This is a genomic window from Nocardia sp. CDC519, from assembly GCF_059509835.1.
The window spans coordinates 3,820,865-3,833,775 of sequence record NZ_CM183377.1 but is presented as its reverse complement, the minus strand read 5'-3'; the positions used below and the strand labels follow the sequence as shown (position 1 = coordinate 3,833,775).

Sequence of the window (12,911 nt, the reverse complement as noted above, 5' to 3'; positions counted from 1 at the left end):
CTGCCGGGTATGCCCTCACCTGACATGTTCGCTGTCGCAGAGCCGAGCTTCCCGGTGTCGTATCCGCGGCTGTCGGAGATCCCGCCCACCACGTTTCCGATCGCGCACGGGTGTCTGCTCGGAGGGGCCGTGGGGGACGCGCTCGGCGCGGCCGTGGAAGAGCTGACGCTCGCCGAGATCCGGGACCGGTACGGGCGCGACGGGTACCGCGGAAAGGTGGCCGAGTACAGCAATCAACCCACCGAATTCACCGGCCGAACGTCCGAGGAGAGCCAGCTCGCCTTGTTGATGGTCGAGGCAATGATCCGCAGCAGCGTCCGCGCGCGCGACCGCGGAACCGGCGCGCCGACGGTTGGCATGTTGCAGGCGATGTGTGTGGAGTGGCTGCGCACTCAGCTGGATTCGGTTCCGGCCGAGCAATACCCGCTGCGCAGCGGCTTGCTCGAGCTACCTGCCGTCGCCGAGCGTCGCGGAGCATCGCGGACCGTGCTCACCGCTCTGCTCCGCGCGGCCGAACGGCAGCAGTCGCGTAGCCCATTGGGCACCACCAGCACACCGATCAACGACTCCAAGGGCTCGGCCGGTGCGGTTCGGGTGGCTGCCTGCGGATTCCTCCCCCACCCCGCCCGCTCCTTCGACCTGGCCTGCGAGGCAGCCGCGCTCACCCACGGTCACCCGAGCGGATGGCTGGCCGCCGGCACGTTCGCTGCGATCATCTCCGGACTCTGGACCGGCAACGACCTGCCCTCCGCCGTCGACCTGGCCCGCACAGAACTGGGCCGGCACAACCATCACCGCGAGGTGTCCACGGCTCTGGCGGCTGCGGTCCGGTCGGCAGCGAGCGGCCCGCCGAGCCCCGAACAGATCGAATCGCTGGGTGCGGGGTGGACCGCGCCGGAGGCTCTCGCCATGGCCGTCTATGCCGCCCTCACCGCGGAATCGGTGGGCGGCACACCGCAGCAGATCGTCGAACGGGGACTGCGCGCCGCGGTCAACCACTCCGGCGACAGCGATGCCACGGGCGCCATGTGCGGCAATCTTCTCGGTGCCCGCTACGGCTACCAAGCAATTCCCGAGGACTGGGCCGGCGCGTGCGAAATCGCCGGTCCGGTCTGGGCACTCGCGCAGGATTTCACCATGGAGTTCGGGCCGCGCCCACCTGTCGGTCCGGACTATTACATCGACCCGCACTGGGCCGCCCGCTTCCACGGCTGAGGCCCACCGCGGCCGTGCACCGAATGAGGTTGCGGGGCAGACGAATACGATCGGCCCGCAACCTCCCTACAGATCCGCGATAGCCGCCAACGGTGGCGTCCGCGCCGCGCGCACCGCTGGCCACAGCGCGGCGAGTACACCGACCACCGCTGAACCGATCAGCATCAGTACCAGCTGCCCCCACGGGACCGCGATCTGGTCCAACCCGAGATCGCGGAGGGTGCGCAGGAATCCGACGCCGAGGCCGAGCCCGAGGATCGCGCCGACGATGGCGCCGAAAACCGCGATGAGCATGGATTCCAGGTAGATGGTTCGGCGGACCTGGGCGCGCTGGGTGCCGACGGCGCGCAGCATGCCGATCTCGCGGCGGCGCTCCACCACCGACAGCGCCAGGGTGTTGACGATGCCGAGGATCGCGATCACCACCGCCAGCGCCAGCAGACCGTACAGGATGGCGAGCATGGTGTTGATCTGCCTGCCCTGTGCGCCCTTGAACTCCTCGCGGTCCTGCACCTGGACCAGCGAGGCCTCCGTCGGCTGATCCGCACCGGTCCCCGGCGTGTCGTTGCCTGCCACCGATTGCACGGTGGCCTGTTCCAGCGCGGTGCGCATGGCGGCGAGGTCGGCTCCCGGCTCGGCCGCGACGAGGGCCAGCACGTTGATGCGCAGGTTCGGCGGCATCACCTGGTCGAATACGGCCGAGGGCACGACCAGCGGACCCATCAACGGCGACTTCCGGTAGACGCCCGCGACGGTGACGGGTATCTGCTTCTTGTCCATGCTGGTGAGCGTGATCTGCTGGCCCGCGCGCAGATCGTGTTCGGCCGCTTCGTCTTCGGCGATCAGGATGTCGCGCTCACCGAGAGTGCCGGTACCGCTGAGGACGTCGTAGTTCAGCACCCGATCCAGTGGCCCATCGGGCGAGGTGCCGAATTCCTCGTCATCGTCGATCTTCACGCTGACACCCCGGATCGCCACCACTTCGGCCACCCCGGGGACCTCGCGGGCGGCCGCCACCGCCGGTGCGGGAACACCGACCGACTGCGGCCCGCCCATCTGCGGCCCGGCCAGCACGTAGTCGGCGGCCACGCCCTTGTCCACCAGCACGCCGACGCTGGCCTTCGCGGAGGCGCCGAGCATGCCGATGGCCGAGACCAACATCAACCCGAGGGTGAGCGCGAAGGCCGTCGCGGCGGTCCGGCGGGGGTTGCGCACGGCGTTGTTGCGCGCCATCGCACCGATCGGCCCGAACGGACGCAGCAGCAGCCCGAGTCCGCCCACCACCGGCCGGGACAGGGCGGGCGACGCCAGCAGTACCGCGAAGATCAGCGCCAGCGCACCGACACCGACGGTCGCCGCTGCCGTTCCGCCGGTCGACTGCGCGCCGACCACCACGAGCACCACGCCGACGACCGCGAGCGCCAGCCCGATCCAGGTGCGCACCCGCAGCGACTCACCGGCCGAGGCGAATTCCTCCCGCATGGCCTGCACCGGCGGAATCTTCGCGGCCCGCCGGGCCGGCGCGTAGGCGCTCGTCACCGTGACCAGCAACCCGACCAGCAGCCCGACCAGGATCGTGCGCGGCAGCACCGTCATCGAACCGGTCGGCAGGCCGAGATCGAACGCGTTGAGCACCGCCGACAGCCCGAACGCCAGCCCGACGCCCGCGAGCAGACCGATCGCACTGCCGATGACGCCGATCACCACGGCCTCCACCACCACCGAGCTGCCGACCTGGCGGCTGCTGGCGCCGACGGCTCGCAGCAGCGCGAGCTCCCGCAGCCGTTGCGCGACGATCATGGAGAAGGTGTTGTAGATGATGAACGTGCCGACGATCAGGGCGATCGCGCCGAACGCGAGCAGAAAATAGTTGATGAAGTTGAGGGCGTCGGAGATCTCGGCCTTCAGCTCGGCGCGGACCTGATCACCGGTCTGCACCTTGTAATCGGGCAGCGCCTCGTCGATGCGGTCACGCAGATCCTCGCCGGAGATGCCGCGAGCGGCGACGTCCACGTAGGCGACGTGCTTGCCGTCGGTGAACAACTGCCTGGCCTGCTGCTCGTCGAACAACACACCGATGAAGCCGCCGGTTTCGGTGGCGAGATCGTAGATGCCGGTGAGCGTGACCTCGATGGTGCCCTGCGAAGGGATCAGCACCTTGGTCCGATCGCCCACCGAGAGGCCGGCGCGTTCGGCGCCGCCGCTGTTGAGCGCGATCTCCCCCGCCCGGGCCGGCGGTGCCCCCGCAGTGAACTCCTCGGGTTCGGCGACGGCGCGTTCCGGCGGAAGATAGGCCTGGCCGACGGTCGGTGCGCCGCCGGTCTGCACGGCCTTGGTGCCGTCCGGGGTGAGCAACACCAGCGTGCCGTTCACGCCGGGTGCGACCGCACCCACACCGTCCATACCGGCGATCTCGTCGACCACGCTGTCGGGCACGCCGAGCGACTGCCGTTCCTCGGGACTGACCCGTACCGCCACACCCTTGGCCTCATCGGCGAAGATGCCGTCGAAGGTGCGCTGCAAGGTGTCGGTGAAGACGAATGAGCCCGCGATGAAGGCGGTTCCCAGCACCACCGACAACAGCGTGAGCGCGAGCCGCACCTTGTGCGCGGCGAGATTGCGCAAGGCGACCTTGCGCATCGGGTTGCCCGCCATCACTTGGTCTCCAGTGCCTTCATCCGATCCAGTACCGATTCCGCGGTGGGGCCGCGCAATTCGTCGACGATGCGGCCGTCGGCGAGGAAGACGACCCGGTCGGCGAAGGAGGCGGCGTGCGGGTCGTGGGTGACGACGACGACCGTCTGCCCGAATTCGTCGACGGCGGTGCGCAGAATCGAGAGCACCTCACCGGAGGAGCGCGAATCCAGATTGCCCGTCGGTTCGTCGCCGAAGATGATCTCCGGTTTGCCCGCCAGCGCCCGCGCGCAGGCCACCCGCTGCTGCTGCCCGCCGGACAGTTCGCTCGGCCGGTGGGTCAGCCGGTCGCTGAGTCCGAGCCGGTCCAGCACTGTGTCGAGCCACTGCTGGTCGGGGGCGCGCCCGGCGATGTCCAGCGGCAGGGTGATGTTCTCCAGCGCCGTCAGCGTGGGGACCAGGTTGAACGCCTGGAAGACGAAGCCGATGCGATCGCGCCGCAGCCGCGTCATCTGTTTGTCCGATAACTCGTTCAGGGCGGTGTCACCGATGCGCACCGTGCCCGAGCTGGCGCTGTCCAGCCCGGCCAGGCAATGCATCAGGGTGGATTTTCCGGAGCCGGAAGGTCCCATGATCGCGGTGAATTCGCCCTTGACGAATTCGGCCGACACCGAATCCAGCGCGGTGACCTGGGTGTCTCCGGTCCCGTACACCTTGGTCAGGTTTTCGGCGGTGGCCGCGACGACGGCCGGAGCCTGCGTCTGGGCCTGATCGATGCCAACGGCGTGCGAGGTCATGGTGACCAGTCTGTCGGCGTTCGCGCCCTCGCGCCATCGGGGAATCCACCCAGACCGCAGGGATGACCGGGGAATCGTTCAGTTCGGGGAGCTCAACGGCGCCGACTTCCACCACGTCAGCACCTGGTCGATGGTGCCGACGATGCCGTCGGTGTACATCAGGTACTGGGCGCGCTCGGGCTCGCCGGTGAAGACGGTGATCATCTTCGGCCCGTCGGAGTCGATCTTGTAGTTGGTGTAGGTCTGGCCGCCGTTGGCATCGGAGGACTTGGTCGCGCTCGCGGGCAGTCCGTCGATCACCGCCTGCACATCGGCGGCGCTGTCGTAGACGTAGAAGCGGTAGAACGGATCGTCGTTGTCGGCGCCGCCGTAGCAGCGCCACTGCCAGCCGTAGTTGCCGAAATCGGGTTCGCCGATCTCGGGTTCGGGCGCGTACTGCGGTTCGGTCTCCCAGCATTTGGCGTTGTGGTAGCCGACGTCACCGGTGCTCGAGGCAGGCACCATGGCCGGGAATTCCTTGCTGATCGAATCCGCCGTCGCCGGCACCGGGGCGACGCTGGTCGCGGTCGTGGTGGACGAGGTCGATCCGCTCGCCGAACTCGAATCGTTGCTCGCGACGGCGGCGATGATGCCGATGACCACCACCAGCAGCAGCACCAACCCGACGCAGATACCGATGATCAGGCCGGTGTTCTTCTTCGGCGACTGCGGCGAATACACCGGTGACATCGGCGGGGGCGACTGGTTGAATCCGGAGCGCTGCGCGTACGGATTCTGGTTCGCCATCGGCGGCGGCGGCGCGGGTACCGCGGGGCTGCTCGCGAACGGCTGCGGCTGCTGATGGGTGCCGCTGCCGAAGGGCTGCTGGTGCGTGCCACTGCCGTGCGGCTGCTGGTGCGTGCCGCTGCCGAAGGGCTGCTGATGGGTGCCGCTGCCATGCGGCTGGGCCGTCGCACCGCTGGTGAACTGCGCGTTGGCCGTCGGATAGGGCGCCTGGGTCTGCCCCATCGCGGTGCGTGGTCCGCCCTGCAGCGGCATCCCCTGCGCGGTCGGGCCCGCGATCGGCATGGCGGGCGCGCTCGGCATGCTCAGCGCGTGCTGTGCGGCGGCGGCGAACTCCGAGCAGGAGGCGAAACGATCGTCGGGCCGCTTGGCCATCGCCTTGGCCAGCACACCGTCCAAGGCCTGCGGCAGGCCGGGCCGCACCGAACTCAGGGCGGGGGGCGGTGACTGGAGATGGCCCTGGATGACCGCGGCGGGGTTGGTGGCCTGGAACGGGCCGTGCCCGGTGAACAGCCAGAACAGGGTGCAGGCCAGCGAATACTGGTCGGAGCGGTGGTCCAGGGTCGCGCCGGTGAGCTGTTCGGGCGAGGCGTAGGCCAGGGTGGCGGTGAAGGTGCCGGTCTGGGTGAGGTGGCCGGTGTCGTCGCGCAGGCGGGCGATGCCGAAGTCGGTGAGGTAGACCCGTTCGCCGCGGCCCCCGGTGGAGCGAGCGAGCAGGATGTTGGCCGGTTTGACGTCGCGGTGCAGCACCCCCATGCCGTGCGCGTAATCGAGCGCGTCGGCGGTCTCTTTGATGATCTGCACCGCGCGTTCGGGCGGCAGCCTGCGCGGATCCACCGATGCGGCGTCGATGCCGTCGATGTAGTGCATCGAGATCCACAGCTGCTCGTCTTCGAGCCCGCGGTCGTAGACGGTGACGATGCTCGGGTGATCGAGCCGGGCGACCAGGTCCGCCTCCCGTTCGAACCGCGCCCGCACCTCCTTGTCGAAGAACATCTCGCGGTTCAGCAGCTTCAACGCCGTCATCCGCGGCAGCCGCGGATGTTTCGCGAGGTACACCGAGCCCATGCCACCGCGCCCCAGTTCGCGGTCGATGACATAGCCGGCGAAAACGTCGCCGTTGGCCAGCATTTCTGCTCCACTTCCCGCCGCCCACCGGGACCCACCGATGAACAGGCGTACAGGCAAAAAGAACACATGGTCGAACCTGTCTGGGCCCGACCACGGAAAGCACCGAAACCATAGCAGCAGTCCGGCACTCGGCCGCCGGGTCGCGGGAACCGGGCTCGGCTCGTCGACAGCCCCCACCAGCGCCATCTATCCGAGCGCGGCGCAGGCCCCGTCAGGACGTCGGCGAAGACGCCATCCGCGGCCCACGATCGCTCGCACCCGGCCCCGCGGACCGGGTCGTCGGTGACGTCGGTCCCGGCCCGGTCTGCGGTCGAGCAGTCCTACGTCCCGGAACAAGCCGTCAGCGGCACACGCCTCGAACAGCCGGCTTTCGGTCACCAGCCCCTGCGAGCTCGATCAGGCCTGCGACTCCGGCTCCGGCGGGGGCTGCCGCGGCTGGGCCGGTGAACCGCCGAACGGGGCCCTGCCGATCCGGCGCGGGGCGCCCGGCAGGTCGATCACCGCCGGGGTGGGTGGCCGGCGCGGCGCCTGCGGCGGCGGCCCGCTCTGCTGCGCCGAGTGCGGGACCGGCCGGGTTCCCGGCGGTGGCGCATCGCCCGGTCGGTGCTGCCCGCGGCGCGGTGGTTGACCGCCACCGGGGCCGCCATACGGGCCGTGCGACGGCATCGGAGCGGGTTGGTGCGGCGGGCCGGGCGGGAACCGGTTGTCCGGCCGTGACTCGGGGCCACGCGCGTGCGGTGCCACGGGTCGGCCGGTGGGCGAACTCAGCGGCGGCACGGGCGGTGCCACCGGGTGGCCGGTCGGTGAGCTCGGTGGCGGGCCAGGCGGTGGCGGTGCCGAGTGGCGGGGCGGCGCGGAATGCGGCGGCATCCCGGGATGGTGCGGACCGGGCACCCGGCCTTGTGGGTGGCGGTGCAGGGCAACACCACGCGAGGGCGGAGCCGCATGCGGCGGCGGCTGGTAACCGGCCGGCGGGCCGGGATGGCCGTGGCGCGGGCCCGGTGCGTGCGGTGCGGCCAGGTGCGCGCCGTGCGCGGGCAGCCATCCGGTGTAGGGCTGCGGCGCCCCGGCATTGCCCAGCGCCCGGCGTGCGGCGGCGGCGAACTCGGTGCAACTGGCGAACCGGTCGACCGGGTCCTTGGCCAGCGCGCGGGCGAGCACATCGTCGAGGGCGGGCGGCAGCCCTGGCCGGACCCGGCTCAGCCGCGGCACCGGAGCGGTCAGGTGGCCGTTGATCACGGCCGCCGGCGTGGGCGCCGCATAGGGCGAATCGCCGGTCAGCAGCCAGTACAGCGTGCAGGCCAGCGAGTATTGATCGCCGCGATGATCGAGTTTGGCGCCGGTGAGTTGTTCGGGCGCGGCGAAGGCGAGCGTCGCGGTGATCGTGTCGGCCGAGCTGAGCGTGGTGTCGCTGTCGCGCATGCCCGCGATACCGAAATCGGTGAGCAGCACCCGCTCGGGCTGCCCGATCGGCGCTTTGGCGAGCAGGATGTTCGCCGGTTTCACATCGCGGTGCAGCACCCGGTTGGCGTGCGCGAAATCCAGTGCGGCCGCGGTTTCGGCGACGATCTGCACCGCGCGCCCCGGCGCCAGCACATTCACATCGGCAATGGAGGCATCGGCGCCGGGCACGAACTGCATGGAGATCCACAGCTGCCGGTCCTCGGCGCCACGGTCGTAGACGGTGACGATGTTCGGGTGATCGAGCTGGGCGGCCAGATCGGCTTCGCGTTCGAAACGGCGCCGGATCTCGTTGTCGGTGTAGAGCTCCCGGTTGAGCAGCTTCAGCGCGGTCAGCCGGGGTAGCCGGGGATGCTTGGCCAGATAGACGGTGCCCATACCGCCGCGGCCGAGCACCTTGCGGATGGTGTAACCCACGAACTCGTCGCCAGGCGCCAGCACCGTACACACCCCCCTCTCCGGGTCGGATCCAATCCTACGGATGTATCTCGCCGACCCGCCAGGGCGCAACACCGGCGACGCTGTCGGTGGCGGTCGATATGGTGACTGCATGCGCATTGGAGCACATGTCCGGCTCGACAGCGATCCGATCGGCTGGGGTGAGAAACTCGGCGCCGATCTCATCCAGTTGTTCGTCGTCGATCCGCAGAGCTGGGATAAACCACAGCCGCATCCACGGGCCGAGCAGATCCTGGCCAGCCCGATCGATGTGGTGGTGCATTCGTCGTATCAGATCAATGTGGCCAGCCTGAACAATCGGCTGCGTATGCCGTCGCGCAATGCCGTCGCCCAGCAGGCGAAGGCCGCGGCCGACATCGGCGCGTTCGGCCTGGTGGTGCACGGCGGGCACGTCCGCTCCGATGAGGAGATCGAGGCGGGGATCGTCAACTGGCGCAAGTTGTTCGAACGTCAGCAGGACAAGGGCGGCTTCGCGGTACCGATCCTGATCGAGAACACCGCAGGCGGAAACCATGCCATGGCGCGGCATTTCGATTCCATCGCCCGGCTGTGGGACGCGGTCGGCGAGTTCGGTGCGGGCTTCTGCCTCGACACCTGCCACGCCTGGGCCGGTGGTGAAGACCTGGTCGGCGTGGTCGAGCGGATCCGGGCGATCACCGGGCGCATCGATCTGGTGCACCTGAATTCCTCCCGCGACGAGTTCAATTCCGGCGCCGACCGGCACGCCAATTTCGCCGACGGCACCATCGACCCGCAGCTGCTGGCCGAGGTCTGCCGCACCGCCGACGCACCGGTGATCCTGGAGACTCCGGCCGAGGGCGTCGCCGACGATATGGCGTATCTGCGCGAACACGTCGGCTGAGCGCCTGCGTTGGGATCAGGCCGACCGTAAACCTGTCGATGCGGGCTGGGCGGTGGTGTGCTCGCGGTATCAACATCCGCTCTCCCGCGAAGGTGCCTCATGACCGTCGACAACGCCACGTCCGCCGCCACCGTCTCGGTGGTCAAGCTCGGTTCCCGCATCGGTGCCCGGATCGACGGTGTCCGGCTCGGCGCAGATCTGGATGCCACGACCGTCGCCACGATCCACCGCGCGCTGCTGGAACACAAGGTGATCTTCTTCCGCGGCCAGCAGCACCTCGACGAGGACGGCCAGTACGCGTTCGCGCAACTGCTCGGCAGCCCGACCACTCCGCATCCGACCGTCACCTCGGCGGGAGTGAAATCGCTTGCCATCGATTCCGAACGCGGCCGCGCCAACAGCTGGCATACCGACGTCACCTTCGTCGACCGCGTTCCGAAGGCGTCGATCCTGCGCGCGGTGCGGCTGCCCTCCTACGGCGGCTCCACCACCTGGGCCTCGACCGTCGCCGCCTACGATTCGCTGCCCGACCCGCTCAAACTGCTGGCGGAGAATCTGCGCGCGGTGCACACCAATGCCTACGACTACGCCACCCGCACCGGCACCGAACCCACCGATCATCAGCGCGAGTACCGGGCCGAGTTCGAGTCGACGCTGTACGAGACCGAGCATCCGGTGGTGCGGGTGCATCCGGAGACCGGCGAGCGGGCGCTGCTGCTCGGACATTTCGTCAAGAATTTCGTCGGCCTCTCGGCGACCGAATCGCAGGCGTTGTTCCGGTTGTTCCAGGATCGGGTCACCAAGCTCGAGCACACCGTGCGCTGGAACTGGTCCGACGGTGACGTCGCGATCTGGGACAACCGCGCCACCCAGCACTACGCCGTCGACGATTACGACGATCAGCCGCGCAAGCTCACCCGGATCACCCTGGCCGGCGATATCCCCGTCGGCGTGGACGGCGCCCTCAGCACCGTCCGCACCGGTAATGCCGAGCACTACTCGATCATCGACGTGCCACGGGCCCACGCCGCCTGACCGGTCAGGGCCCGGCGGCGACGGCCCAAGGTCACCACGCACAACCCCGGGCGGGTGGGACCGGATACCGCCCGACACGACCCGCCCGGCGGAGGCGACCGCCGGGCGAGCACGCCCATGGTTCACACTGTTGGCCATGAGCATCAGGCCCCTGGACGGTGTGCGCGTCCTGGAACTCGGCAATTATGTGGCCGCACCGACCGCCGGACGTATCCTCGGCGATTTCGGCGCCGAGGTGATCAAGGTCGAACGTCCCGGCACCGGCGACGAGCTGCGCAATTGGCGCCTATACGGCGGCGACACCTCGATGCTCTATCGCACCATCAACCGCAACAAGAAGTCGATCACGCTGGATCTGCGGACCGAGGCCGGGCGCGCGGTGGTGCTCGACCTGGTGCGCCACTGCGATGTGCTGCTGGAGAACTTCCGGCCCGGCATGCTGGAGAAATGGGGTCTCGGACCCGAGGTGCTCGAGGCCGCCAACCCGAATCTGGTGATCACACGCATCTCTGCCTACGGCCAGACCGGGCCGCTGGCCGCCCGCCCAGGGTTCGCCGCGGTGGCCGAGGCGGTGGGCGGACTGCGTGAGCTGGTCGGCGACCCGGACCGCCCGCCGGTGCGGGTCGGTGTGTCCATCGGCGATTCCATCGCCGGGATCTACGCCGCGTTCGGCACGGTGATGGCATTGTTCCAGCGCGAGCGCAGCAGCACGGCGGTGCCGCTGGCGCAGCGGGTGATCGATGTGGCGCTCAACGAGGCCATCTTGTCGGTGATGGAATCGCTGGTCCCGGACTATCTGGCCTACGGCATCAACCGCGAGCGGGTGGGCGGCCGGATGGAAGGCATCGCGCCGAGCAACGCCTACCCGTGCTCCGACGGCACCAGCATCATCATCGGCGGTAACGGCGACGCCATCTTCCAGCGCTACATGAAGGTGATCGAACGCCCCGACCTCGCCGCCGACCCGGAACTACAGGACAACGCCGGCCGCTGGCGGCACCGCGACCGCCTCGACGCCGCCATCGGCGAATGGACGATCCGGCATACCCGCGCGGAGGCGCTGCGCGTCCTGGAAGAGGCCGCGATCCCGTGCGGGCCGATCTACACCGCCGCCGATATCGTCGCCGACGAGCAGTACGCCGCGCGCAATATGATCCAGCACTTCCCGGTCGACGTCGGCGAACCCGAACCCAAACAGGTGGGCTTCACCGGCATCGTCCCGGTGATCGGTGACCGGTCGCTGCCGATCCGTTCGGTGGGCCCGGATCTCGGCGAGCACACCGGCCAGGTGCTGACCGAGCTGCTCGGCATGACCGAGGCCGAGGTCGACGCCCTCACCGGCGCGCGGGAGCAGGAGGCGGCCTCGTGAGGCGCCGCCGTACCCCGCGCCGTCCACCGGCCCGCGGCCGCTGGGAGCTGAAGGCCCCCGAACATCGCCGCCCGACCGTGCACCCCAATCCGGCGGGCATGAACGAGAAACCGTGCGGCGGTGTGATGTGCGTTCCGCCGCAAGCCCAGGACAAGCGGGCCCCGCGATGGCTGTGACCGCCGCTCCGCTGCTGCGCGATGTCACCCTGCGCGATGGTCTGCAATTGACCGGTAAGCCGTTGCCGGTGGAGCACAAGGTCGAGATCGTGCGCAGGCTGCTCGCGCTCGGCGTGCCCGCGCTGGAGATCGGTTCCCTGGCGCGCCCGGATCTGGTGCCGCCGATGGCCAACAGCATGGAACTGGTCGCGGCTCTGACGCCCGAGGAACTCGAGCACTGCTGGCTGTGGGTAGCGACGCCGCGCCACGTGGAGAAGGCCGCCGCGGCGGGCGTGCGCAATTTCCAGTACTGCTTCTCGGTGTCGGACGCGCACAACCGCGCCAATATCGGTCGCGATACCGAGGCCAGCGTCGCCGCCATGCCCGACGCCGTGCGCATCGCCCGGGAAGCGGGCGGCTCGATTCAGTTGTGCCTGGCCACCGCGTTCACCTGTCCGTTCGACGGCCGGGTCGATCCGGCGCGGGTGCTGGCCATCGCATCCGATCCGCGCACCGAGGGCGCCGATGACATCGTGCTCGCCGACACGCTCGGACAGGCCTATCCCGCCGAGGTCTCGGCCCTGGTGAGCGCGGTGCGCGAGCGGACACCGCAGCGGCGCATCGTCTTCCACGGCCACGACACCTGGGGCATGGGCGTGGCGAACTCTCTGGCCGCGATCGGCGCGGGCGCCGCCATGGTGGACGGCTCGCTCGGCGGGCTCGGCGGCTGCCCGTTCGCCCCTGGTGCCAGCGGCAATACCGCCACCGAGGACCTGCTCTTCGCCACCCGCCCGGACTGGTTCACGCCCGCCGTGCTGGCCGAGCTGGTCGGGCTCACCGACGGCATCCTCGGCGAACTCGGCGAGCCGAATCGTTCGCGCACCACACAGGGCGCACGTTCGGAGGCGCGAGCGTTCGACTGGGTGATCCGCACATCCTGACCGCGCGGCGGCGGCTCGCGGCGACCGATCCGGGTCGATGGATCGCACCGGCCGGGCGCTGTGCGGCAC

At 69.6% G+C, this 12,911-nt stretch carries 10 protein-coding genes; 6 read left to right on the top strand and 4 right to left on the bottom strand.

Features of this window, described 5'->3' with window-relative positions; genetic code table 11:
• Positions 1-24: 24 nt before the first annotated feature.
• Positions 25-1,215, top strand: coding sequence for an ADP-ribosylglycohydrolase family protein (locus AC5W7N_RS17110; RefSeq protein WP_194989947.1), 1,191 nt, complete (start codon positions 25-27; stop codon positions 1,213-1,215).
• 66 nt (positions 1,216-1,281) lie between these two features.
• Here AC5W7N_RS17110 and AC5W7N_RS17105 read toward each other — a convergent pair whose 3' ends face one another.
• The 4 genes from AC5W7N_RS17105 to AC5W7N_RS17090 all read right to left on the bottom strand — a co-directional run bounded on the left by AC5W7N_RS17105 (position 1,282) and on the right by AC5W7N_RS17090 (position 8,462).
• Positions 1,282-3,870: an ABC transporter permease gene (locus tag AC5W7N_RS17105; protein WP_495921882.1), complete on the bottom strand. Its 2,589-nt coding sequence runs from the start codon at positions 3,868-3,870 to the stop codon at positions 1,282-1,284.
• Positions 3,870-4,646 carry an ABC transporter ATP-binding protein gene (locus AC5W7N_RS17100; RefSeq protein WP_194989940.1) on the bottom strand — a complete coding sequence of 259 codons (777 nt, stop codon included), beginning with the start codon at positions 4,644-4,646 and terminating at the stop codon, positions 3,870-3,872. Before AC5W7N_RS17100 ends, AC5W7N_RS17105 begins: the two co-directional genes overlap by 1 nt.
• A 78-nt stretch (positions 4,647-4,724) precedes the next feature.
• Entirely contained in the window at positions 4,725-6,560 is a 1,836-nt protein-coding gene (locus AC5W7N_RS17095) for a serine/threonine-protein kinase (protein ID WP_194989939.1), read from the bottom strand.
• A 396-nt stretch (positions 6,561-6,956) separates the two neighbouring features.
• A complete protein-coding gene (locus AC5W7N_RS17090; RefSeq protein WP_194989938.1) occupies positions 6,957-8,462 on the bottom strand; it encodes a serine/threonine-protein kinase in 1,506 nt (501 codons plus the stop codon).
• A 109-nt stretch (positions 8,463-8,571) separates the two neighbouring features.
• On the opposite strand from AC5W7N_RS17090, the gene AC5W7N_RS17085 reads away from it, so the two are divergent.
• From AC5W7N_RS17085 to AC5W7N_RS17065, 5 genes are all read left to right on the top strand, one after another.
• The gene (locus AC5W7N_RS17085) at positions 8,572-9,342 is read left to right on the top strand and encodes a deoxyribonuclease IV (RefSeq protein WP_036539336.1); all 771 of its coding nucleotides are present in this window, start codon (positions 8,572-8,574) and stop codon (positions 9,340-9,342) included.
• Between the two features lie 99 nt (positions 9,343-9,441).
• Positions 9,442-10,377 carry a TauD/TfdA dioxygenase family protein gene (locus AC5W7N_RS17080; protein WP_163809390.1) on the top strand — a complete coding sequence of 312 codons (936 nt, stop codon included), beginning with the start codon at positions 9,442-9,444 and terminating at the stop codon, positions 10,375-10,377.
• A 136-nt stretch (positions 10,378-10,513) separates the two neighbouring features.
• Positions 10,514-11,746, top strand: a complete 1,233-nt coding sequence (locus AC5W7N_RS17075; RefSeq protein ID WP_194989937.1) for a CaiB/BaiF CoA transferase family protein — start codon at positions 10,514-10,516, stop codon at positions 11,744-11,746.
• Positions 11,743-11,922 (top strand): hypothetical protein, encoded by a 180-nt coding sequence (locus AC5W7N_RS17070; protein WP_163809386.1) that lies wholly within the window; start codon positions 11,743-11,745, stop codon positions 11,920-11,922. Before AC5W7N_RS17075 ends, AC5W7N_RS17070 begins: the two co-directional genes overlap by 4 nt.
• On the top strand, positions 11,913-12,842 hold the full coding sequence (locus tag AC5W7N_RS17065; protein WP_163809384.1) for a hydroxymethylglutaryl-CoA lyase: 930 nt from the start codon (positions 11,913-11,915) through the stop codon (positions 12,840-12,842). The genes AC5W7N_RS17070 and AC5W7N_RS17065 overlap by 10 nt, the downstream gene beginning before the upstream one ends.
• The last annotated feature ends 69 nt before the right edge of the window (positions 12,843-12,911 follow it).

What these genes read in the sequence shown, in the direction of transcription:
- AC5W7N_RS17110 (WP_194989947.1), top strand. Translation starts at nt 25, where the DNA reads ATGTTCGCTGTCGCAGAGCCGAGCTTCCCGGTGTCGTATCCGCGGCTG.
- AC5W7N_RS17105 (WP_495921882.1), bottom strand. Translation starts at nt 3,870, where the DNA reads ATGGCGGGCAACCCGATGCGCAAGGTCGCCTTGCGCAATCTCGCCGCG.
- AC5W7N_RS17100 (WP_194989940.1), bottom strand. Translation starts at nt 4,646, where the DNA reads ATGACCTCGCACGCCGTTGGCATCGATCAGGCCCAGACGCAGGCTCCG.
- AC5W7N_RS17095 (WP_194989939.1), bottom strand. Translation starts at nt 6,560, where the DNA reads ATGCTGGCCAACGGCGACGTTTTCGCCGGCTATGTCATCGACCGCGAA.
- AC5W7N_RS17085 (WP_036539336.1), top strand. Translation starts at nt 8,572, where the DNA reads ATGCGCATTGGAGCACATGTCCGGCTCGACAGCGATCCGATCGGCTGG.
- AC5W7N_RS17080 (WP_163809390.1), top strand. Translation starts at nt 9,442, where the DNA reads ATGACCGTCGACAACGCCACGTCCGCCGCCACCGTCTCGGTGGTCAAG.
- AC5W7N_RS17075 (WP_194989937.1), top strand. Translation starts at nt 10,514, where the DNA reads ATGAGCATCAGGCCCCTGGACGGTGTGCGCGTCCTGGAACTCGGCAAT.
- AC5W7N_RS17065 (WP_163809384.1), top strand. Translation starts at nt 11,913, where the DNA reads ATGGCTGTGACCGCCGCTCCGCTGCTGCGCGATGTCACCCTGCGCGAT.